Annotated in this window: 17 protein-coding genes; 7 read left to right on the top strand and 10 right to left on the bottom strand. The window is 65.1% G+C overall.

All coding sequences use genetic code 11. From position 1 onward, the window contains the following. Window positions 1-112 precede the first annotated feature (112 nt). From CYJ07_RS00730 to aguA, 6 genes are all read left to right on the top strand, one after another. A complete protein-coding gene (locus CYJ07_RS00730; protein WP_197038217.1) occupies window positions 113-1069 on the top strand; it encodes a helix-turn-helix transcriptional regulator in 957 nt (318 codons plus the stop codon). Window positions 1070-1201: 132 nt separating this feature from the next. Next, complete coding sequence (locus CYJ07_RS00725; RefSeq protein ID WP_197038216.1) at window positions 1202-2440, top strand: MFS transporter; 1239 nt, start codon at window positions 1202-1204, stop codon at window positions 2438-2440. Continuing rightward, the gene (locus CYJ07_RS00720) at window positions 2437-3867 is read left to right on the top strand and encodes an amidase (RefSeq protein ID WP_104201747.1); all 1431 of its coding nucleotides are present in this window, start codon (window positions 2437-2439) and stop codon (window positions 3865-3867) included. The genes CYJ07_RS00725 and CYJ07_RS00720 overlap by 4 nt, the downstream gene beginning before the upstream one ends. Window positions 3868-4045: 178 nt before the next feature. Continuing rightward, window positions 4046-5470 (top strand): aminotransferase, encoded by a 1425-nt coding sequence (locus CYJ07_RS00715; RefSeq protein WP_231489491.1) that lies wholly within the window; start codon window positions 4046-4048, stop codon window positions 5468-5470. 221 nt (window positions 5471-5691) lie between these two features. Beyond that, window positions 5692-7038, top strand: a complete 1347-nt coding sequence (locus CYJ07_RS00710; RefSeq protein WP_104201745.1) for a Na+/H+ antiporter NhaC family protein — start codon at window positions 5692-5694, stop codon at window positions 7036-7038. A 20-nt stretch (window positions 7039-7058) separates the two neighbouring features. Beyond that, a complete protein-coding gene (gene aguA / locus CYJ07_RS00705; protein WP_104201744.1) occupies window positions 7059-8165 on the top strand; it encodes an agmatine deiminase in 1107 nt (368 codons plus the stop codon). Between the two features lie 81 nt (window positions 8166-8246). Here aguA and CYJ07_RS00700 read toward each other — a convergent pair whose 3' ends face one another. From CYJ07_RS00700 to CYJ07_RS00690, 3 genes are read right to left on the bottom strand one after another with little or no spacing between them, the layout of a single operon-like run. Beyond that, window positions 8247-9704 (bottom strand): aldehyde dehydrogenase, encoded by a 1458-nt coding sequence (locus CYJ07_RS00700; RefSeq protein ID WP_104202020.1) that lies wholly within the window; start codon window positions 9702-9704, stop codon window positions 8247-8249. A 41-nt stretch (window positions 9705-9745) separates the two neighbouring features. Further along, window positions 9746-11140 carry an aspartate aminotransferase family protein gene (locus CYJ07_RS00695; protein WP_104201743.1) on the bottom strand — a complete coding sequence of 465 codons (1395 nt, stop codon included), beginning with the start codon at window positions 11138-11140 and terminating at the stop codon, window positions 9746-9748. A gap of 15 nt (window positions 11141-11155) precedes the next feature. Beyond that, window positions 11156-11923 carry a gamma-glutamyl-gamma-aminobutyrate hydrolase family protein gene (locus CYJ07_RS00690; protein ID WP_104201742.1) on the bottom strand — a complete coding sequence of 256 codons (768 nt, stop codon included), beginning with the start codon at window positions 11921-11923 and terminating at the stop codon, window positions 11156-11158. Between the two features lie 237 nt (window positions 11924-12160). Here CYJ07_RS00690 and CYJ07_RS00685 point away from each other — a divergent pair, with 237 nt between their 5' ends. Then, entirely contained in the window at window positions 12161-13537 is a 1377-nt protein-coding gene (locus CYJ07_RS00685; protein WP_104201741.1) for a glutamine synthetase family protein, read from the top strand. Between the two features lie 10 nt (window positions 13538-13547). Here CYJ07_RS00685 and CYJ07_RS00680 read toward each other — a convergent pair whose 3' ends face one another. The 7 genes from CYJ07_RS00680 to CYJ07_RS00650 form a co-directional block, all read right to left on the bottom strand. Continuing rightward, on the bottom strand, window positions 13548-14120 hold the full coding sequence (locus CYJ07_RS00680) for a glycine zipper 2TM domain-containing protein (RefSeq protein WP_104201740.1): 573 nt from the start codon (window positions 14118-14120) through the stop codon (window positions 13548-13550). A gap of 191 nt (window positions 14121-14311) precedes the next feature. Further along, window positions 14312-15604, bottom strand: a complete 1293-nt coding sequence (locus tag CYJ07_RS00675) for an NAD(P)/FAD-dependent oxidoreductase (protein ID WP_104201739.1) — start codon at window positions 15602-15604, stop codon at window positions 14312-14314. Between the two features lie 29 nt (window positions 15605-15633). Continuing rightward, window positions 15634-16470 (bottom strand): ABC transporter permease subunit, encoded by an 837-nt coding sequence (locus tag CYJ07_RS00670; protein ID WP_104201738.1) that lies wholly within the window; start codon window positions 16468-16470, stop codon window positions 15634-15636. 2 nt (window positions 16471-16472) lie between these two features. Continuing rightward, window positions 16473-17381, bottom strand: a complete 909-nt coding sequence (locus CYJ07_RS00665; RefSeq protein ID WP_104201737.1) for an ABC transporter permease subunit — start codon at window positions 17379-17381, stop codon at window positions 16473-16475. A 51-nt stretch (window positions 17382-17432) separates the two neighbouring features. After that, window positions 17433-18509 carry an ABC transporter ATP-binding protein gene (locus CYJ07_RS00660; protein WP_231489502.1) on the bottom strand — a complete coding sequence of 359 codons (1077 nt, stop codon included), beginning with the start codon at window positions 18507-18509 and terminating at the stop codon, window positions 17433-17435. 157 nt (window positions 18510-18666) lie between these two features. Next, the gene (locus tag CYJ07_RS00655; protein WP_104201735.1) at window positions 18667-19770 is read right to left on the bottom strand and encodes a polyamine ABC transporter substrate-binding protein; all 1104 of its coding nucleotides are present in this window, start codon (window positions 19768-19770) and stop codon (window positions 18667-18669) included. Between the two features lie 212 nt (window positions 19771-19982). Continuing rightward, window positions 19983-21329 (bottom strand): glutamine synthetase family protein, encoded by a 1347-nt coding sequence (locus CYJ07_RS00650; protein ID WP_104201734.1) that lies wholly within the window; start codon window positions 21327-21329, stop codon window positions 19983-19985. Between the last annotated feature and the right edge of the window lie 35 nt (window positions 21330-21364).

The following is a 21364-nucleotide window of genomic DNA, read 5'->3' as shown; positions in this document are numbered from 1 at the left end:
GAAATACCCCTATCGGGATATGTTGGCAGTAGAATGAGGCTTCTACATTTGAAGGCAGGTCAAGGCTTCCTCACGGTCAAAAATCATCGAAGAACCCCGAACAATGAGCACCATGTCGGCCCCCTCCCCGCTGTACGTTTGCCACAGCAGCACCGACTGGTTCGCCCTGAGCGCGCACCATGACGCTTTCCGTTTGCGCTGGGACCAGCCCGAGGGACGTGGCTGGGAAGCCTGCTACCGCTTGGCCCCCGGGCTCTGGCTACGCACCCTCGACCTGGAGCAGGCCTCGGGCTGCCTGCCGGCCTGGATTCCCGGCGGTCACCTGACCCTGGCCGGCATGCTGGAGGGGGCGACTGCCCTGGAGTCCCCGGAGGGAGAGGCTTTCGAGCTGGCCGGGGATCGCCTGCTGTGCAGCCACCGGCGTCAGGGCGCCGCCTTCCTGGATCGCTGCCTCGAGCCGGGGCGCTACCTGATGGCATTACTGATCCTCGACCCCGAGCGCCTGCGTCAGCCCCCCTTCGGGCTCACCGCCGACGACCTCGCCGCCTTCAACCCGGGAGTCGACGGCAATCGATGCCTGCCCTTGGACGCGCCGCTGCGCCGTTGCCTGAAGGAGCTGACCTCGCCGCCGGTGGACCAACGCCGCTTGCCGCTCTACCTGCAGGCCAAGTGCAGCGAATTCCTCTGCCTGCTGCTGAGCTCCCGTACGCTGGCACCGCCCCGCGCCAGGATCGGCGTGCGGGATCTCCAGGCCCTGGAGGAGGCTCGACGCCGGCTGCTCGCCGACCTGACTCGGCCGCCGCGCCTCGCCGAGCTGAGCCGCGGCATCGGCATGAGTGAGAGCAGGTTGAAGCAGCGCTTCAAGGAGCACCACGGCCAGACCCTCTCCGACTGCCTGCGCCAGGCCCGCATGTGCGAGGCCGAGCGGCTGCTCGACGACGATCTCCCCATCGCCCGGATCGCCACCGACCTGGGCTACGAGCATGCCGCCAACTTCACCACCGCCTTCAAGCGCGAATTCGGCCTGACCCCACGGGACTACCGCCGGCTTCGCCGCCTTAATCACTGAGGCCAGGCCGCCGCCTCCACGACCAAGATTCGGCTCAGCGCAGTAGTTTTTCGGCTCGCCGCAAAACACCCCCCTCTCCGGCCTTGATAGGGTATGGATGATGCCATCCATAATCACAACAAGGGCTTATCCATGACTCCAGATCCCCATTCCCGGGCCGGCTCCGAGCCGACCTCCCGTGAGCCACGCCCCCGGCGCCTCGACCCCGACGGCTACCCCGCCACCTTCCTGGTCTCCCTGGCCGGCTTCGGCGGCCTTGTAGTGCTAGCGGTGCTGCCCCTGCTGGTTACCCGCCTGGGAGTGGAACTGGGCCATACCGAGACCCAGGCCGGCTTGGTGGTCTCGGCCAACCTATTCGGCACCGCACTTGGCATGCTCGGCGTCGCCGGACTGCTGCGCCGCACTGGCCTCAAGGCCCTGGCAGCCAGCGGCGCCGGCCTGATCCTACTCTGCGAACTGTTCTCCCTGACCGTCACCGCCCTGGCACCGCTGGTGCTGGTGCGCCTGGCCAGCGGGCTCGGCGGCGGCATGCTGGCTGGGGCCGCCTACGCCTGGGCCGCCCGGCGCCACCACCCGGAGCGCGGCTACGCCATGCTGCTGTTGCTGCAGTTCCTCGGCGCGGGGCTGCTGCTCTTCCTGCTCGAGGCCCCGGTGGCCCGCTTCGGCCTTTCCGCCCTCTACCTGACCTTCGCCGGCTGCGCCCTGGTAGCACTGCTGTGCATCCCCGCCATGGGTCGCACGGCCCCAGACGCCTCCGCCCCACTGGGCAGCGCCCGCCGCGATACAACATCGATCTGGCGGGACTGGCGCCTGTGGGGTCTGCTGCTGGCCATCGCCCTGTTCGAGATCGCTAATGCCGGCGCCTGGGCCTTCCTGCAGAGCTTCGGCCAGGCCTTGGCATTGCCCGACGCCCAGATTCATGGCGTCACCGTGATCGCCGGCGGCATCGGCGGCGTCGGTGCCCTGGCGGTGATGTGGCTCGGCGAACGCCAGGGGCGCACCCGCCCCCTCGCCGCGGGGCTGCTGCTCTCTCTGGCGGCCACCGCCGCCCTGCTGCTGGAGCGAGGCCTGCTGCCCTACGCCAGCGCGGTAATGGTGCTGAGCATCTGCTGGGCCTTCACCCTGCCCTACCTCCAGGGCGCCCTGGCGCAGTTGGATCGCCACGGTGAGCTCACCGCCATCGGCTGCTTCGTGATGATGTGCAGCCTGGCCCTGGGCCCCTGGTTGATCGGCCTGGGCATCGGCGTCGGCGGCATCGCCCTGGGCCTGCTGCTGATCCTGGGCTGCTTCGTCGGCTGCCTAACTAGCGCCCTGCCCGTAACCCGACTCACCGACGCCTCCGCCACCCCCTCCAAGGAGATCACCCCATGAACCTGGACCTTTGCTACCTGAGCGCCCGGGAGTGCCTGAATCGCTTCCGCCGCGGCAGCCTCTCTCCGGTCGAACTGCTGGATGCGCTGATCGCACGGTCCGAGGCCCTTGAACCGCGTATTAACGCCTTCTCCTCCACCTATTTCGAGGAGGCCCGGGAACAGGCGAAGCGGGCCGAACAGGCCTGGCGCAACGGCACCGCCCGCCCCTTGGAGGGCATCCCGGTGGCGGTCAAGGACGAGCCGATGATCGAGGGACGCCCCACCACCAACGGCTCCCTGCTCCTGGAGGGCCATATGGCGGACTATACCGACCCCCTGCCGCAGCGGCTGCAGGATGCCGGTGCCATCATCCATGCCCGCACCACGACCCCGGAGTTCTCCATGTCGCTGGCCACTTGGTCCAAGCTGTGGGGCGTGACCCGCAACCCCTGGAACCCCGACTGCACCCCCGGCGGCTCATCTGGCGGCGCGGCGGCGGCCCTGGCCGCCGGCACCACCACCTTGGCCAGCGGCAGCGATATTGCCGGCTCGATCCGCATCCCCGCCTCCCTCACCGGCACCGTCGGCTTCAAGGCCCCTTGGGGCCGGGTCCCAGAAGTCTACCCTTGGAACCGCGAGTCCTTCGCCCAGAGCGGCGGCCTGGCACGCTCGGTCGGCGATATGATCCTGATGCAGAATATTATCGCCGGCCCCCACCCCTACGATCTCTGTTCGCTGCCCGCCTATACCCTGCCCGAGCGTCAGGCACCCGTCGCCGGCATGTGTATCGCCCTCTGCCCCGATCTGGGCTACTTCGCCGTGGACCCGGAGGTGCGCCAGGCCCTGGAAGGCGCCGCCGAGGCGCTGCGCGACCTGGGCGCCGAAGTAGAGGTCGTCGACCTCGACTGGCCCGCCGAGGCCGGGCAGGTGATCATGCAGCACCTGATGTTCCAGGCCGGCAGCGTCTTCCATGAGCAGTTGGGCGAGGATATACCCATGGACAAGCTCACCTCCTATGCTCGCGAGATCGTTGAGGGCTGTGCCGGGGTCGACTTCGAGGACGAAAAGGCCGGTTGGCGGATCGCTGATGCGATGCTGCGCGAACTGCAGGACAAGGTCTTCCAGGCCGGCTTCGACGCCCTGATCTGCCCGACCATGGCTACAACGCATATCCCCGCCTACTACGACCAGACCCGCGACGTCCTGACGGTGGACGGCTGGCCGATCAAGGGCATTACCGGCCTGTGCCTGACCTATCCCTTCAATATCCTCAACCGTTTCCCGGCACTCTCGGTGCCGGTGGGAATCGGCGCCAACGGCGTGCCCATCGGTATGCAGATCGTGGCGCCTTCCTACGATGACGCCACCGCCTTCCGCATCGCCGGCGACCTGGAAAGTGTGCTGCCGACGCCCTTCGCCGCCGGTCGGCGGCCGGCGCTGTCGTAACGTCCATTCACCAGCACGCCTTCGGCCCCTGCCCGTGAGCACAGGGGTCGAAAGCGTGTTTTGGCGTCAGCCCGGCAGGCCACAGCGATATACCCCAATCAGGATATACCGGCGGCCCCTTCGCACTGATTAGGCTGACCCTGTCAGTCACCCGAGACACCGAGAGAGGAGCCACCCCATGACAACGACAACGACCTCCGCGCGCCCCGCCCAATCGATGCGGCGCTACGACGCCCAGGCGCTGTGGCAGAAGGACAAGGACCACTTCATCCACCCCTTCACCGATTTCAGCCTGTTCCATGACAACGGCTGCGACCTGATCACCGACAGCGACGGCATCTACGTGGAGGATGCCCACGGCAACCGCTTCATCGACGGCATCGCCGGCCTGTGGTGCGTCAACGTGGGCCATGGCCGCGCCGAGATCGGCCAGGCCATGGCGGAACAAGCTACCCGCATGGCCTATTTCTCCACCTTCAATAACCTCTCCAACGCTCCGGCGGCGGAGCTGGCCGCAAAGCTCGCCGAGCTGGCCCCGGCCCACCTCAATCATGTCTTCTACAGCTGTGGCGGCTCGGCAGCCAACGACGCCACCATCCGCCTGGTGCACTACTATTTCAATCGCCTGGGCAAACCAAGCAAAAAAAGCATTCTCTCGCGCAACAACGCCTACCACGGCACCACCTACCTGACCGCCACCCTGACCGGCATCGAGAGCAACAACTGGGATTTCGATACCCTGGATCACCTGGTCACGCACCTGAGCGAAGCCAACCTCTATCGGCGGCCCAAGGGCATGAGCGAGGCGGAGTACTGCGACCATCTGGTGGAGGAACTCGAGGAGACGATCGAGCGCCTCGGTGCGGGTAACATCGCCGCTTTCATTGCCGAGCCGATCATGGGCGCGGGTGGCGTGCTGATGGCACCGCGTGGCTACCATGCCCGCATGCAGGCCGTATGCCGTGCCAACGAGATCCTCTACATCGCCGACGAGGTGGTCACCGGCTTCGGCCGCCTGGGGCATTTCTTTGCCTCGGAGGCGGTGTTCGAGACGCAGCCGGACATTATCAACTGTGCCAAGGGACTCTCCTCCGGCTACGCCCCCCTTGGCGCCACGCTGATTTCCGATGCCATCTACGAGGTGCTGGGCACACCTCAGCGCAAGGGTGGCGTACTGAGTACCGGCTTCACCTACTCAGGCCATCCGGTCAGCTGTGCCGCGGCACTCAAGAATATCGAGATCATCGAACGCGAGGGCCTCTGTGAGAGCGTGCGTGAAGTTGGGCCCTATCTGGAACGCAAGCTCAAGACCCTGGCGGACCACGAAACCGTGGGAGACGTGCGCGGCGACCACTTCATGATGGCCATCGAGAACGTCGCCGACAAGAACACCAAGGAGCTGCTTCCAGTAGAAGCACGCGTCGGAGACCGGGTTGCCGCCGAAGCGCAGAAGCGCGGCCTGATCATCCGCCCCGTGGGCCACCTCAACATCCTCTCGCCGCCGCTGATCTGGGATCGCGATGTGGTCGACCGCGTAGTCGCCATCCTCGACGAAGCTTACACCTCCACCACCGCTTCGCTACGCGCCGACGGCTTCCTCTAAGAGCTGCCTTCACCAACCCAACAAGGGAGATGAGCTTTTCCGACGACAAGTCCCGGGATGCCGGACCATCGCGAGGGCGCTGTGAACCCTTCCTTGGGCGCTACTTTTGCCATCCAGGGCAAAAGCCCCCCGCTTCGTCTTGCCCCCGACGCTCCTCTCTACCTCTAGGCCGGCTGAGCGGCTTTTGGGACAACGACCACAACGATAATAGAGAATCTTGTATGGAAACCTTTGGTGCCTGGAGCCTGCTCCCCACCGCCGTGGTGCTGGGCATGGCCATTCTCACCCGCCGAACCATCGAATCGCTGCTGGCCGGGGCCTTGGTGGGTCTACTCATGATCGATCCCACGACGATGGTATCGCAGGGCTCGGACATCCTGCTTACGGTACTGGGCAACGATACCGTCACCTGGATCATTCTGGTGTGCGGCCTGTTTGGCAGTCTGATCGCCTTACTGGTCACGACCGGCGGCGTCCTCAGCTTCGGCGATGCCGTCACTCGTCGCATTCATGGCCGTCGCCAGAGCCTACTGGTCACTTGGCTGTTGGGCCTGGTTATCTTCGTCGACGATTACTTGAACGCACTGACCATCAGCGCCTCGATGAAGAAGGTCACCGACCGCTTCCAAGTCTCCCGAGAGAAACTCGCCTACATCGTGGACTCTACCGCGGCGCCCATCTGCATCCTGGTGCCTTTCTCCACCTGGGCGGTGTTCTTCGCCGGCCTGCTGGAGGACAACGACGTCGCAGGCAACGGCATGGGCCTCTATATCGAGGCGATTCCTTTCATGTTCTACGCCTGGGTGGCCGCTGCCCTGGTGCCGCTTGTGGCCATGGGCTGGATTCCTGACCTCGGCCCCATGCGTGCCGCCGAGGCTCGTGCCGCCGAGGGCCAGCCGGTACCGGGAGGGGTTGACGATAGCGCCCTGGAAGTCGAGGACAAAGGCAAGAAGCGCCCTCATCTGCTCAACTTCCTGCTGCCTATCGTCACCCTGATCTTCTTCACCTGGTACTACGATATCGACATCCTGCGCGGCGTGATCGTGGCCTTGGCCGTGACGCTGGTGTTGATCGGCTTGCAACGCCTGCTCAGCTTTCACGAGACCTTCGATACCGCTCTGGAAGGCTTCAAGGCGATGATCATGCCACTGGGGACCTTGGTCGCGGGCTTCACCCTCAAGGAGGTCAACGACGTGCTGGGGCTCACCGACTACGTGATCGCCAGCGTGCAGCCGCTGATGACGCCAGGCATGCTGCCGGCGGTGGTCTTCGTGACCATGGCCTTCCTGGCCTTCGCCACTGGTTCCTTCTGGGGGTTGTTCGCCGTAGCCATGCCCATCGTCCTGCCGCTGGCAGCCAGCATGGGCAGCCATATGCCGCTCGTCATCGGTGCCCTGATCTCCGCCAGCGCCTTCGGCAGTCACGCCTGCTTCTACGGCGACTCCACGGTGCTCTCCGCCCAAGGCGCCGGCTGCACCCCCATGGCACATGCGCTGACCCAACTTCCCTATGTGCTGATCGCCGCCGCTATCGCCGCCGGCATCTTCCTGATGGCAGGCCAATGGTGAGAATCGTCATGAACGTAGCGATGATCGTCTCCGCTCTCACTGGAGCGACCCCTAGGGCCTTGGGCTTTTCCATGCCCGCCGAATTCAGCCCTCACGAGGCTTGCTGGATGCTCTGGCCTCAACGTCCGGATACTTGGCGCTACGGCGCCAAGCCGGCCCAGCAGGCCTTCGTCGCCGTTGCCACGGCGATTGCCGAAAGCGAAACCGTCTATGTCGGGGTCAACGACGAGCAGTACGAGAATGCCCGCAACCAGCTACCACCCCAGGTCAGGGTGGTAGAACTCTCCAGCAACGATGCCTGGATGCGCGACGTGGGCCCCACTTTCCTGACCCACCCGGACGGCCGGCTGGCAGTGGTGGACTGGCAGTTCAATGCCTGGGGCGGCTTGGACGGTGGGCTCTACTTCCCATGGGACAAGGATCGGCGGATTCGCACCAAGATCGCCGAGATGCTCGGCATTCCGCGTTTCACCGTCCCGGTGGTACTCGAAGGCGGCGCCATTCATGTGGATGGCGAGGGCACCCTGCTGACCACCGAGGAGTGCCTGCTCAACCCCAACCGCAACCCGCACCTGAGCCGCGCCGACATGGAGCAGGTGCTGGAAGATACCCTTGGCATCGAGAAGGTCATATGGCTGCCCCGGGGCTGCTACCTCGATGAAACCGATGGACACGTAGACAACCTGTGCTGCTTCGTCGCGCCCGGCGAAGTCGTGGTGACCTGGTGTGATGACGAGGACGATCCCCAACATGCCATCTGCCGGGAAGCCCTTGCCGCGCTGGAATCCACGACCGACGCCAGGGGGCGGAAGCTGCGCGTCCACAAGCTGCCCCAGCCCGGCCCGCTGTTCATCGAGGAGGACGAAGCCAGTGGCCTGGACCGCCTCAACAGCTCCTATCCACGTCGGCCCGGGGATCGCATGGCAGGCTCCTACGTCAATTTCTATATCGGCAACTCGGTGGTGGTCATGCCGCTACTGGACCCGGCCCGCGACGAACAGGCCCGCAACATTCTTCAAGAGCTGTTTCCCGGCAGACGAGTAATCGGCGTGCCGGCCCGGGAGATCCTGCTCGGCGGTGGCAATATTCACTGCATCACCCAGCAGCAGCCCAAGATAGCTAGTTGAGGAACCGATCTGCATTATCACGTCGGCCGGTGCACTGCATCGGCCGACAAGCGCTTTCTCTCGTCAGTCAACTATGGCGAATCAGGTCGCAAGCGACATCCAAACGCTCTTGAGATCGGAGTACTCTTCCAAGCTGTGGTGCGATTTGTCGCGACCGTTGCCCGACTGCTTTACGCCGCCAAAGGGCATGGTCTGATCGCCCCCGGCCCAGTTGTTGACGAACACCTGCCCCGACTGCAACCGCCGGGTAACGCGCATGATGCGGTCGATGTCCTGGCTCCACAGCCCCGCGGCCAGCCCATAGGGCGTGTCGTTGGCCATGGCGATGGCGTCTTCCTCCGTGTCGAAGCCGAACACCGCCAGCACCGGGCCGAAGATCTCCTCACGGCCGATGGTCATGGCCGGCGTCACGCCGTCGAACACCGTGGGCGGAATGAACAGCCCCGGGCCATCGATAGCCTGCCCGCCGGTGCGCAGCCGCGCGCCCTCTTCCACGCCCTGGCGGATGTAGTCGAGTATGCGCCGATGCTGGGTCTCGTCGACGATGGCGCCCATGAAGCTCTCTGGATCGAGCGGGTCGCCAGGCTGCATGTTCTCCGCCGCCTTCAGGACGCGCTCGACGAACTCCTCGCGAATCGCGTTCTCCACCAGCAGCCGCGAGCCGGCGATGCACACCTCGCCCTGATTGTGGAAGATCGCCGCGGCGGCGTGACTCGCCACCTTGTCGAGATCCTTGCAGTCGGCAAAGACGATATTCGGGCTCTTGCCGCCGCACTCCAGATAGACCCGCTTGAGGTTGGACTGACCGGCGTACTGCATCAGCTGCTTGCCCACCTGGGTGGAGCCGGTGAAGGCCAGGCAGTCGACCTGCATGGAGAGCGCCAGTGCCTTGCCCACGGTGTGGCCGAAGCCGGGCAGCACCTGGAAGACGCCCCGCGGCAGGCCCGCCTCACGGGCCAGGCTTGCCAGGCGCAGCGCCGAGAGCGGCGACTTCTCCGAGGGCTTCAGGATCACACTGTTCCCGGCAGCCAGCGCCGGGGCGATCTTCCAGGCTGTCATCATCAACGGGAAGTTCCACGGCACGATGGCCGCCACTACGCCCAGAGGCTCGCGCAACACCAGCGCCAGGGAGTCCTCCCCGGTGGGCGCCACCTCACCGTAAAGCTTGTCGATGCACTCGGCCTGGTAGCGGATGCAGGCGATGGCGCCAGCCATGTCACCCAGCGAGCTGGAAACCGGCTTGCCCATGTCAAGGGTGTCGATGAGCGCCAGCTCGTGCTTGTGGCTTTCCATCAGGTCGGCCAGACGCAGCAGCACGCGCTTGCGCTTGCCAGGCGCCAGGCGCGACCACTCGCCGCCGGCGAAGGCTTCGCGGGCGCGGGCTACGGCACGTTCGGCGTCAGGCTCGTCGCAGCTCGCTACCTGAGCCAGGATCTCGCCGGTCGCCGGGTTGCGCGTCTCGAAGGTGTCGCCGCTGGCGGCATCGACGAAGGCATCATCGATGAAGGCGCGCGACTCGAAGGCGAGGCCAGCGGCCATGGCTTGCCAGTCGGCCCGGGTGCGTGGAGGTTGCGAACGGCTCACGGTCGGGACTCCTCAGTGGTGGATTCGACGGTTTTCCGCCCGGCCAGTTGCCGGGCAGTCTCGTCCAGCGCCTCGCGCGCCAGGCGCACCAGTTCGTCGACCTCGCCATGGCGGATCACCAGCGGGGGCGAGATGATCATCGTATCACCCACCGAGCGCATCACCAGCCCGAGGTCGAAACAGATGTCGCGGCACAGGTTGCCGACGCCCAGCGACTTGGGGAAGCGCTCGGCGGTGGCCTTGTCGGCGACCAGCTCCAGCGCGCCGACCATTCCCAGCGAGCGCGCCTCGCCCACCAAAGGGTGCTCGCCGAGCGTGGCCCAGCGCTTGGCCAGGTAGGGTCCGATGTCGTCGCGCACGCGCTCGACGACGCCCTCGGCCTGCATCAGTTCGAGATTCTTGAGCGCCACCGCGGCGCATGCCGGGTGCCCCGAGTAGGTGAAGCCGTGGAAGAACTCGCCGCCGCGTTCGATCAGGGTATCGGCCACGCGATCCCCGACCAGCACACCGCCGATCGGCAGGTAGCCGGACGAGAGCCCCTTGGCGATGGGCATCAGGTCGGGCTCGAGACCGTAGTGCTGGCTGCCGAACCATTCGCCCAGCCGGCCGAAGCCACAGATCACTTCGTCCATCACCAGCAGGATATCGTAGCGCGCCAGCACTTCCCTGACCGCCGGCCAGTAGCTCGCCGGTGGAATAACTGCCCCGCCGGCGCCCTGTACCGGCTCGGCGATAAAGGCGGCGACGTTCTCCTCCCCGAGCTCGCGGATCTTCGACTCAAGCGCCGCGGCGCATTCACATCCGAACACTTCCGGACTCATGTCATGTCCCTCGCCAAACCAATAGGGCTGGCGAACATGGGCGATCTTCGGCACCGTGGGTCCACCCTGGGCATGCATGGGCGCCATGCCGCCGAGGCTCATGCCGGCCACGGTGGAACCGTGGTAGGCGTTCTCGCGGGCAATGACCCACTGCTTGTCGGGCTTGCCTTCCAGCGCCCAGTAACGACGCACCATGCGCAGCACGGTGTCATTGGCCTCGGAACCCGAGCCGGTGAAGAACACGCGATTCATGTGCGGCGGCGCCAGACGGCACAACGTCTCGGCCAGTTTTACCGCCGGCGGGTGAGTGCTCTTGAAGAAGCTGTTGTAGTAAGGCAGCTCGCGCAGCTGGGCCGTTGCCGCCTCGATCAGCTCCTCGCGACCGTAGCCGAGGTTCACGCACCACAGGCCGGCCATGCCGTCGAGGATGCGATGACCTTCGCTGTCGTAAATGTAGACTCCCTCGGCATGGGTGACGATGCGACTGCCCTCCTCGCCCAGCGCCTTGAAGTCGGTAAAGGGGTGCAGGTGATGGTCGCGGTCCAAGCGACGATAGCGTTCGGTATTCATGGCGGTCTCCCAGCGTCAGGCCGACAGCGGCTCGCATTTCGCCCGAACGTCACGGTGCTTGCGACATGCGGAGGCGAAGCCCTCGAACAGGGCGCGATAGAGCGGATGCTCACGGGACTGCCATTCGGGATGCCACTGTACCGCCAGGGCGAAGGCCGACGCCTCGGCCACCGAGACCGCCTCGATCAGGCCATCCGGTGCCAGCGCCTCCGCGTCGAGCCCGTCACCGAGCCGATCGATGCCCTGCTGATGCAGAGAATTCACTCGTGCTCGCGGCTCGGGATAGAGCGACGCAAGGCGCCCTCCGGTGCATATCGTTACCTCATGCGCCGGCGCATAGCGCGTGGCATAGTCGGACTCCGGCTCGCGATGATCGAGCCGTCCGGGCACACTCTGCAGCGCCTGGTGCAGCGTACCGCCATAAGCCACGTTGAGCTCCTGAAAGCCCCTGCAGATGCCCAGCAGCGGCAGGCCGCGTCCGATGGCGGCCGGAATCCAGGCCAGCGCGGCGGCGTCGCGGTGCGGGTCGTCGCGAGTGTTTTCGGGCGCCCGCTCGGCGCCATAGCGTGAGGGCTCGACGTTAGAGTAGCTGCCGGTGAGCAGCAGGCCATCCAGATGCGCGAGCAGATCGCCATCGACTACATCCTGCCATACCGGCAGCATCACCGGGGCCAGACCGTACGCACGTACGGCGCTCAGGTACTTGTCGGTCACTACGTGAGCGGGGTGGCCCTCCACCTCGCGACGGCAGGCGATGACGCCCACCAGGGGTCGGCACGGCATGGCAGCCTCCTGAAACGGCACGACAGGGCCGCACCGTGTTGATTAAACTTTCCACGATGATAGGCAAAAATGTCACTCTGGACCACAGCCCAAGGGTAAAAGCCACGCCGCACCCATACACATGGCGCTTGCGACCCGACGAACTACAAGCTCTTGCGTAAAAAATTTGACAACATGAGACGGACCACTAAAAGATGGACGTTAGCGCAACCCACCGATAACGCACAAGGTGCCGCCATGCCGTCGCTCACCGCCGACCAGGCGCGGGAGTTTCTCGCGCGCCATCCCGACATCGACAGCGTCGATCTGCTGATCAGCGACCTCAACGGCGTGACGCGGGGCAAGCGCATTCCCCGCGACAACCTGGCGAAAGTCTGCCTGCAAGGCGTAAATCTGCCGGCCTCGGTGTTCGCCCTGGATATCAACGGCAACACCATCGAAGCAACCGGCCTGGGCCTGGCCAGCGGCGACGGCGACCGGGTCTGCCGTCCCATCGCGGGTACGCTGCTGCCGACCCCATGGCTACGCCGCGGCCGCCAGGCTCAGCTGCTCATGACCATGTTCGAGCCCGACGACGCCCCTTTCTTCGCCGATCCCCGTCAGGTGCTGTCGCAAGCGGTCGAACGCTTCCGACGCCGGGGCCTGACGCCGGTCGTCGCACTCGAAATGGAATTCTATCTGGTCGATCGGGAGCGTACGCCCGATGGCTCGATCCAACCGCCCTGCTCGCCCCGCAGTGGCGATCGGGCCACGCGCAGCCAGCTCTACTCGATCAGCGAGCTCGACGAATACGCGGATTTTCTCGACGAGGTGCAGGATGCTGCCGACTGCCAGAATCTGCCCTTGGATACGACGCTCAAGGAGTGCGCCCCGGGGCAGTTCGAGATCACCCTCACCCACTGCGACGACGTTCTGAGCGCGTGCGATAGCGCCGTGTTGCTGAAGCGGCTGATCAAGGGGGTGGCGCTGAATCACGGCTTCGAGGCGACCTTCATGGCCAAGCCCTACGGCCTGGAAGCCGGCAATGGCACCCATGTTCACCTCAGCCTTCTCGATGATGACGGTCGCAACGTCTTCGCCGCCGAGGACAACGATCCGCTCGGCACGCCTCTGCTGCGCCAGGCAGTCGCCGGCCTGATGGCGCTGATGCCCGATGCGATGGCGATCTTCGCCCCCAACCTCAACTCGTTTCGACGTTTTCAGCCGGGGCTCTACGTGCCCATGGCACCGACCTGGGGTTACGACAACCGTTCGGTGGCACTGCGCATTCCATCGGGAGCCAACGAGGCGCGCCGTATCGAACACCGCGTCGCGGGCGCCGACGTCAACCCCTACCTGCTGCTTGCCGTACTGCTGGCCGGCGTCGAGCACGGCCTGACATGCCAACTGACGCCACCCGAACCGATCGTCGGCAATGCCTACGATCAGGTCGAGCCGAGCCTGACCAACAGCTGGCAGCAAGCCCTCGACCTGCTCGCCGCCAGCGCCCCGCTAGGAGAGGCGCTGGGACACGACTTCGTGCGCGTCTTCGTCGCCAATCGCCGCGCCGAACGCGTCCAGGCCATGCAGGCGGTCAGTCACCTGGAGTACGCCTGGTACCTGCGGCACGTCTAGGCTTTCCGGCTCAATCGGCGCTCGCCAGCGGCAGGTCCCAGCGCGGCTGGCCCTCGTCGAGCAGCACCCGGTTGCCCTGCGGACGGTTCTCGAGACGTGCCACCTGGGTCGTCTCGCCATGACGCCAGGTTACGTCGTAGCCGACGGTCTGTTCCGAGGCGTCCATTACCGTGTGGCACTGACGCTGCGTAGTGGAATAGGTCCGGGTCTGGTTGGCTTCGATCCGCTCCTGCACCTCGCGTCCGGCGAACCCACCGCCAATCACCCCCGCCACGGTGGCCAGGGTCTTGCCGCTGCCGCCACCGACCTGGTTGCCCAGCAGGCCGCCCACTACGGCACCCGCCGCCGTCCCGGCAATGCGATGCGGATCGCGGCTGGGCGCCGGTGCCTGATGCTGCACGACAATGTCCTCGCACACCTCGCGCGGAGTCTCGACGCTTTGCGTCACCGGCTGTACCGTGACGATCTCGGCGAACTGGGGTCCGCTCTCCTCGGGGACCTGCTGCGCCTGCCAGGCCCCGAATGCCAGTCCACCCAGGCCCAGTACGCTCAGCGTCGTTCCAATGACGATCGACTTGTCCATTGCTCACCTCCTGCCGGGACACAGTTACCCCGGGCGCTATCAAGGGCTCGGCTCGGACGATGTGCAAACGAAGGGCGATGAGAAGCGGCGATCCCGTGCCGTTCAGTCGATTATACGACCCGCCACCGTCGCGGGAAGCGCAGCGCAGCGGCTTTCACATTCTCTGACCCGGCGTCAGTCATCGGCGACACTCACCAGCCCAGCCGGTCGCGCATGGCGTAATACCAGGCCCCCATGGCCGAGAGCGGCACGCGTAGCAGCCGGCCGCCGGGGAACGGCAGATGCGGCAGCCCGGCGAAGGCGTCGAAGCGCCCGGCCTCACCACGCATCACCTCGGCGATCAAGCGCCCCGCCAGGTGGGCGCAGGTCACACCATGGCCGGAGTAACCCTGGGCGTAGTAGACGTTGTCGTTGAGACGGCCGAACTGAGGCAGCCGATTGAGCGTCATCAGGAAATTGCCGCTCCAGGCGTAGTCGATGCGAACGTCGGCCAGCTGCGGAAACGTCTTGAGCATCTTGGGCCGAATCACCGAGGCGATATCGGCCGAATCCTGGCCGCCGTAGTTGACCCCGCCGCCGTAGAGCAGGCGGCCGTCGGCAGTGAAGCGGTAGTAATCGAGCAGGTAGTTGCAGTCCTCCACCGCCATGTCGTGGGGGATCAGCTCGCGACGCAGCGCCTCCGGCAGCGGCTCGGTGGTGATGATCTGGGTGCCGCAGGGCATCGACTTACTCTCCAGCTCCGGCAGCACGCCCTGCAGATAGGCGTTGCCGGCCATAACCACCCGCCGCGCACGCACGCTGCCCCGTGGCGTGCGCAGCGTGACCGCTTCGCCGTGGCGCACCTCGAGAACCGGACTCTGCTCGTGAATCCTGCCGCCGCGTGCCTCGAAGGCCGCCGCCTCACCGAGCACCAGGTTGAGCGGATGCAGGTGCCCGCCGGAGTGGTCCACCAGCGCGCCCACGTAGCGCTCGCTGACGACCTCGCGCTTGTAGGCCTCGCCCTCGAGCAGTTCGAGTTCGCGGTGCCCGTAGCGCTCCCATAGCGCCTTGTGCTCGCGCAACCCATGAAGCTGCTTGGTGTTGCAGGCGGCAAACAGGTTGCCTTCCTTGAGATCGCACTCGATGCGGTACTGCTCGATTCGACTGCGAATGATGCGATTGCCTTCGAAGGCCATGTCGCCGAGCACGCGGGCGGTCTCGGCCCCGTAACGGGCCTCGATCACGTCCATGTCGCGGCTGTAGCTGTTGACGATCTGGCCGCCGTTGCGCCCCGAGGCGCCGTAGCCCACCCGGGCGGCCTCGAGCACGATCACGTCGTGCCCCTGCTCGGCCAGGTGCAGCGCCGACGACATGCCGGTGAATCCCGCCCCCACCACGCATACCTCGCACTCGACGTCACCCTCCAGGGCGGGCCGTTGGGAAGACGAGCTGGCCGTGGCGGCATAGTAGGACGCCACATGCTCTTGATTGGCGCTGGTCGCCATTGCGTTACCTCATACTCGAAAGATCGGTTTTATCGGCCGGCCGTCATGTCCTGCAGCATCGCCTGGCGCCGTCGCGATTCGCTGCGGCGCATCACGTACCAGGCCATCAACGTTGCCAGCGATACCGCCATGATGATCAGCGTGGCGAGCGCATTGATCTTGGGGGACACGCCCATCCGCACCGAGGAGAACACCACCATGGGCAGCGTGGTCGCCCCCGGCCCCGACACGAAGCTGGCGATCACCAGGTCGTCGAGCGACAGGGTGAATGCCAGCAGCCAGCCCGCCGCCAGCGCCGGCGCGATCATCGGCAGGGTGATCTGGAAGAAGGTGCGCAGCGGTCGGGCTCCGAGATCCATGGCTGCCTCTTCGATGGAGAGGTCCACCTCACGCAGGCGCGACGCCACCACCACCGCGACGTAGGCGCTGCAGAAGGTGGTATGGGCGATCCAGATCGTGACCATGCCGCGATCCTCGGGCCAGCCGATCAGCTGCGCCATGTGCACGAACAGCAGCAGCAGCGACAGGCCGGTGATCACTTCGGGCATCACCAGCGGAGCGGTCACCATGCTGGAGAGCGCGGTCTTGCCGCGAAACCGGGCGAAGCGCACCATCACGAAGGCGGCCATGGTTCCCAGGCATACCGCCATCGAGGCCGAGAAGAAGGCGATGCGCAGGCTGATCCATACCGCTGACAGGATCTGCTCGTCGCGCATCAGCTCGAAATACCAGCGCGTCGAGAACCCCGCCCAGACGGTCACCAGACGCGAAGAGTTGAACGAATAGACGACCAGCACCAGCATCGGCAGGTAGAGAAACAGCAGCCCGGCAATCAGCATCACGCCGCTGAACGAAGACTTGCGCATGGTCACTCCTCCAGCTCGCGTGACTGATAGCGATGGAACAGGGCGATGGGCACGATCAGGATTGCCAGCATGACCATCGCCAGCGCCGAGGCCACCGGCCAATCGCGATTGTGGAAGAACTCCGCCCACAGCACCTTGCCGATCATCAGGGTGCTGGGGCCGCCCAATAGCTCGGGTATGACGAATTCGCCCACGGCGGGAATGAAGACCAGCATCGAGCCGGCGATGATGCCGCCCTTGGACAGCGGCAGGGTCACCCTGAGCAGAGTGTTGAGCTTGCGCGAACCGAGGTCGGAGGCCGCCTCCAGCAGCGAGACGTCGAGGCGGGTGAGATTGGCATAGAGCGGCAACACCATGAACGGCAGGTAGGCGTAGACGATCCCCAGTATCACGGCGAAGTTGGTGTTGAGCATGCGGATCGGCGAGTCGATGAGCCCCGCCCAGATCAATACATTGTTGATCAAGCCGTTATTGCTGAGGATGCCCATCCAGGCGTAGACGCGGATCAGAAACGATGTCCATGACGGCAGCATCACCAGCAGCAGCAGCACCAGTTGCCAGTGCGCCGGCGCTCGCGCCATGGCGTAGGCCATGGGGTAGCCAATCAACAGGCACAGCACCGTCGCCAGCAAGGCGATCTTCACCGAACCCCAGTAGGCCGAGACATAGAGCGAATCGGTGGCCAGAAACAGGTAGTTGCCGAACGTGAGGATTATATTGAGCGTCTCGTTGGCATAATCGAAGACGGCGCTGTACGGCGGTATCGAGATGGCCGCTTGGGACAGGCTGATCTTGAGCACGATGCCGAACGGCAGCAGAAAGAACAGCGTCAACCACAGCAGCGGCACGGCAATGACCCAGCGCCTGCCAGGCCCGAACAGTCGCCGCGGGCGAACGGTGAAGTTGAACATGCGGATATCCCCCAGGCGGGCCGCGGCGAACACGACGGCCCGCGAAATCGATCAGTCGCGCAGGATGACGGCGCTCTGCTCGTCCCAGTGCACGTAGACCGGTTCGTCCCAGCGCGGCCGGTCGCCGCGGCGTTCGGTGTTGGCCATGCTGGCCTTGACCAGATGACCGCTCTCGATGCGTACGTAATAGACCGAGAGCCCGCCGAGATAGGCGATATCCTCGACGATGCCGGCTGCCCAGTTGGTTTCGCCCACGGGGCGTTCACGAGTCAGACAGGTCTTCTCCGGACGCACGGCCACCCAGACCCGGCGCTCGTCGGCTTGGGTACTCACGCCATGGCCGATGCGGATCGCGCGGCCAAGCATGGGGCTGTCGATGACGCAGTGGTCGGTCTCGTCGACCACGATCTCGCCCTCGAACAGGTTCACCGTGCCGACGAATTCGGCCACCATGCGGTTGGCCGGGCTTTCGTAGACATCCATCGGAGTCCCCACTTGGGCGATCCAGCCATCGGCCATGATCGCCACTCGATCGGCCATGGTCATGGCTTCCTCCTGATCATGCGTGACCATGATGCAGGTGACCCCGACGCGCTCAAGAATCTGTACCACCTCGAGCTGCATCTCGGTGCGCAATTTCTTGTCCAGCGCCCCCATCGGTTCGTCGAGCAGCAGCAGCTTGGGGCGCTTGGCCAGCGAGCGCGCCAGGGCCACGCGCTGTCGTTGTCCACCGGAGAGCTGGTGCGGCTTACGCCGGGCGTATGCCTCCATATGCACCAGCTTGAGCATATTGGCCACGCGCTCGTCGATCTCGCGTCGCGGCAGCCGATCCTGTTTGAGGCCGAAGGCGATGTTCTGCGCCACCGTCATGTGCGGGAACAGCGCATAGGACTGGAACATCATGTTGATCGGTCGCTCGTAGGGCGGCATGGTGGTGATGTCTTCGCCATCGAGTACGATGCGACCTTCGCTCGGTTTCTCGAAACCGGCCAGTATACGCAGCAGGGTGGACTTGCCCGAGCCGGAACCGCCCAGCAGGGCGAAGATTTCGCCGCGCCGGATCGACAGGTTGACGTCATCCACCGCCAGCACTCCATCGAAGCGCTTGCTGACACGACGGATCTCCATCAGTGACTCGTCTCGCGCCGGGCGCGGCTTGCCTACCGCTGCTGTCGGCTCGGCGACGCGTCGCGGCGGCTCGGTCGCTTGGGTCTGGGATTGTGGCATCGCGGATCTCCTCGAACCGGTGAGATGGAACGGCCGGCCCCGACGGGCCGGCGCGGGATCACATGCCGGATTTCACCCGGTTCCAGACGCGCGTGCGCACACGCTGCACCGCCAGTGACTTCTCTTCCTGGACGAAGAGATTGTCCATCACTTCCTGGTCGGGGTAGACGGCCGGATCGTTGAGGATCTCGGGGTCGAGGAACTCGTTGGCAGCGATGTTGGGGTTGGCGTAGACCACGTACTCGGTGATTTCTGCGGCGATCTCGGGCTCGAGGATGAAATTGATGAAGGCGTGAGCGTTGTCGGGGTTGGGCGCGTCGGCGGGAATCGCCATCATGTCGAACCACAGCGCCGCCCCCTCTTTGGGGATGCTGTACTCGATGGTGAAATCGCGCCCGGCCTCCTCGGCACGGTCGGCAGCCTGAAAGATGTCGCCGGAGTAACCCGCCGCCACGCAGATGTCACCATTGGCGAGATCGGAGATGTAGCGCGAGGAGTGGAAGTAGGTGATGTTGTCGCGCACCGCGGCGATCAGGTCGCCGGCCGCCTCGATGTCCGCGGACTCGCTGGAAAGCGGCGACAATCCCAGATAGGCCATGCCGGCGGACAGCATGTCGTCCCCCGTATCGAGCATGGCGATACCGCAGCCACCTTCGTTCAGCGCAGCGGTCACTTCGGGATCGAAAATCATCGCCCAGGAATCGGTCGGGGCGTCCTCGCCGAGAATTTCCGTGACCCGCTCGACATTGTAGCCGATGCCGTTGGTGCCCCACATATAGGGAATCGAATAGCGGCTGCCGGGGTCGATCGACTCCAGATCATCCATCAGTTCCGGATTGAGATTCTCCATGTTGGGAATCTTGTCGTGATCCAGTTCCTGATAGACCCCGGCGCTGACCTGGCGAGTCAGATAGTAGTTCGAGGGCACCACCACGTCGTAGCCGGAGCGGCCCGAGAGCATCGCCGCGTCGAGCACTTCGTTGCTGTCGTAGACGTCGTAGATCACCTCGATGCCGGTCGCCTCGGTGAACTTCTCCAGAGTGTCGGGAGCGATGTAATCCGACCAGTTGTAGACGCGGACTTCATTGGCCTGGGCCGCGGTGGCGACCATGGCCAGGGACCCCAGGGTGACGGCCAGAGACAGCTTGCGTTGGCGGGACATGATGGCACCTCTCGTGTTTTGTTTGCGTTGTAGGTCGTTCTGCATCATTTGCGTCGGCCCGGCCAGTCCGTCGGGCAGACTCGGGTGGCCGCCTTCTCATACCCGTCGCTACGGACGGCAGCCGAGCGGCGCTGTACGCCGCTTCGAGCATCGCAGACTGCTGAGCCGGGCGAACGCCGCGAACCGATGCGCCGCCCGCCGGACACAGGAGACTAGACGCTCAGCAACAGGAACTCCCTCTCCCAGGAACTGATCACTTTCTTGAAGTTCTCGTTCTCCACCCGTTTGACCGCGACGTAGCCGGTCACGAAGCGGTGGCCCATGTGGCGCTCCAGCTCGGCGCAGTGCTCCATGCGTTCCAGCGCCTGCTCCAGGGTGAACGGCAGGCGCAGATTGCGCCGCTCGAATGCCCGCCCTTGCACCGGTGCGGAGGGATTGAGCTGCTGCACCATGCCGAGGTAACCGCACAGCAGGCTGGCGGCAATGGCGAGATAGGCGTTGGCATCGGCGCCGGGCAAACGGTTCTCGATACGCCGGTTCTGCGGCGTCGAATCGGGGACGCGCAGGCCGCAGGTGCGGTTCTCCTCGCCCCACTCGACATTGACCGGCGCCGAGGTGTCGGGCAGGAAGCGACGGAACGAGTTGACGTTGGGCGCCATCAGCGGCAGCGCCTCGGGAATGAAGCGCTGCAGCCCACCGATGTGATGCAGGAAGAGCTGGCTCATGGAGCCGTCCTCGTTGGCAAACACGCTCCTGCCGGTGCTGGCATCCAGCACGCTCTGGTGGATATGCATGGCGCTGCCGGGCTCGTTGGTGATCGGCTTGGCCATGAAGGTAGCCGCCACGTCGTGCTTGAGTGCCGCCTCGCGCAGGGTGCGCTTGAACAAGAAGACCTGGTCGGCCAGCATCAAGGGGTCGCCGTGACGGAAGTTGATCTCCATCTGGGCGGTCCCCTCTTCGTGGATCAGGGTATCGATGTCGAGTCCCTGGATTTCGCACCAATCGTACATGTCCTCGAACAGCGGATCGAACTCATTGGCGGCGTCGATCGAGAAGGACTGACGTCCGGTCTCCTGGCGCCCGCTACGACCGATGGGCGGCTGCAGCGGCAGGTCGGGATCCTCGCAGCGCTTGGTCAGGTAGAACTCCATTTCTGGCGCCACCACCGGCTTCCAGCCCTTCTCGGCGTACAGCGCCAGCACGCGCTTGAGCTGATTTCGGCAGGAAAGCTCGATGGGATTGCCCATCTTGTCGTAGCAGTCGTGAATCACCTGGGCGGTGGGCTCGATCGCCCAGGGCACCGGGTAGACGGCGGAAATATCGGGGCGGCACAGCATGTCGATGTCCGCCGGATCGAGCAGCGAATAGTAGAGCTCGTCCTCGACATAGTCACCGGTCACGGTCTGTAGCAGGACGCTTTCGGGCAGACGCATGCCCTTCTCGGCCATGAACTTGGAGACGGGAGTAATCTTGCCGCGGGCGATGCCGGTGATATCGCTGACCAGACACTCCACCTCGGTGATGCGTCGTTCTTTCAGCCAGCTTTCCAGGTCTTTCATGGGAACCTCGTATCGGCCCGTCCCGGGCTTGTGAT

This window comes from Billgrantia saliphila (genome assembly GCF_002930105.1).
Classification (GTDB): domain Bacteria; phylum Pseudomonadota; class Gammaproteobacteria; order Pseudomonadales; family Halomonadaceae; genus Halomonas; species Halomonas saliphila.
Note: the sequence above shows the minus strand (reverse complement) of the source record. Positions and strands in the feature narration are given on the sequence as shown.

What these genes read in the sequence shown, in the direction of transcription:
- CYJ07_RS00730 (WP_197038217.1), top strand. Translation starts at nt 113, where the DNA reads ATGTCGGCCCCCTCCCCGCTGTACGTTTGCCACAGCAGCACCGACTGG.
- CYJ07_RS00725 (WP_197038216.1), top strand. Translation starts at nt 1,202, where the DNA reads ATGACTCCAGATCCCCATTCCCGGGCCGGCTCCGAGCCGACCTCCCGT.
- CYJ07_RS00720 (WP_104201747.1), top strand. Translation starts at nt 2,437, where the DNA reads ATGAACCTGGACCTTTGCTACCTGAGCGCCCGGGAGTGCCTGAATCGC.
- CYJ07_RS00715 (WP_231489491.1), top strand. Translation starts at nt 4,046, where the DNA reads ATGACAACGACAACGACCTCCGCGCGCCCCGCCCAATCGATGCGGCGC.
- CYJ07_RS00710 (WP_104201745.1), top strand. Translation starts at nt 5,692, where the DNA reads ATGGAAACCTTTGGTGCCTGGAGCCTGCTCCCCACCGCCGTGGTGCTG.
- aguA (WP_104201744.1), top strand. Translation starts at nt 7,059, where the DNA reads ATGATCGTCTCCGCTCTCACTGGAGCGACCCCTAGGGCCTTGGGCTTT.
- CYJ07_RS00700 (WP_104202020.1), bottom strand. Translation starts at nt 9,704, where the DNA reads ATGGCCGCTGGCCTCGCCTTCGAGTCGCGCGCCTTCATCGATGATGCC.
- CYJ07_RS00695 (WP_104201743.1), bottom strand. Translation starts at nt 11,140, where the DNA reads ATGAATACCGAACGCTATCGTCGCTTGGACCGCGACCATCACCTGCAC.
- CYJ07_RS00690 (WP_104201742.1), bottom strand. Translation starts at nt 11,923, where the DNA reads ATGCCGTGCCGACCCCTGGTGGGCGTCATCGCCTGCCGTCGCGAGGTG.
- CYJ07_RS00685 (WP_104201741.1), top strand. Translation starts at nt 12,161, where the DNA reads ATGCCGTCGCTCACCGCCGACCAGGCGCGGGAGTTTCTCGCGCGCCAT.
- CYJ07_RS00680 (WP_104201740.1), bottom strand. Translation starts at nt 14,120, where the DNA reads ATGGACAAGTCGATCGTCATTGGAACGACGCTGAGCGTACTGGGCCTG.
- CYJ07_RS00675 (WP_104201739.1), bottom strand. Translation starts at nt 15,604, where the DNA reads ATGGCGACCAGCGCCAATCAAGAGCATGTGGCGTCCTACTATGCCGCC.
- CYJ07_RS00670 (WP_104201738.1), bottom strand. Translation starts at nt 16,470, where the DNA reads ATGCGCAAGTCTTCGTTCAGCGGCGTGATGCTGATTGCCGGGCTGCTG.
- CYJ07_RS00665 (WP_104201737.1), bottom strand. Translation starts at nt 17,381, where the DNA reads ATGTTCAACTTCACCGTTCGCCCGCGGCGACTGTTCGGGCCTGGCAGG.
- CYJ07_RS00660 (WP_231489502.1), bottom strand. Translation starts at nt 18,509, where the DNA reads ATGGAGATCCGTCGTGTCAGCAAGCGCTTCGATGGAGTGCTGGCGGTG.
- CYJ07_RS00655 (WP_104201735.1), bottom strand. Translation starts at nt 19,770, where the DNA reads ATGTCCCGCCAACGCAAGCTGTCTCTGGCCGTCACCCTGGGGTCCCTG.
- CYJ07_RS00650 (WP_104201734.1), bottom strand. Translation starts at nt 21,329, where the DNA reads ATGAAAGACCTGGAAAGCTGGCTGAAAGAACGACGCATCACCGAGGTG.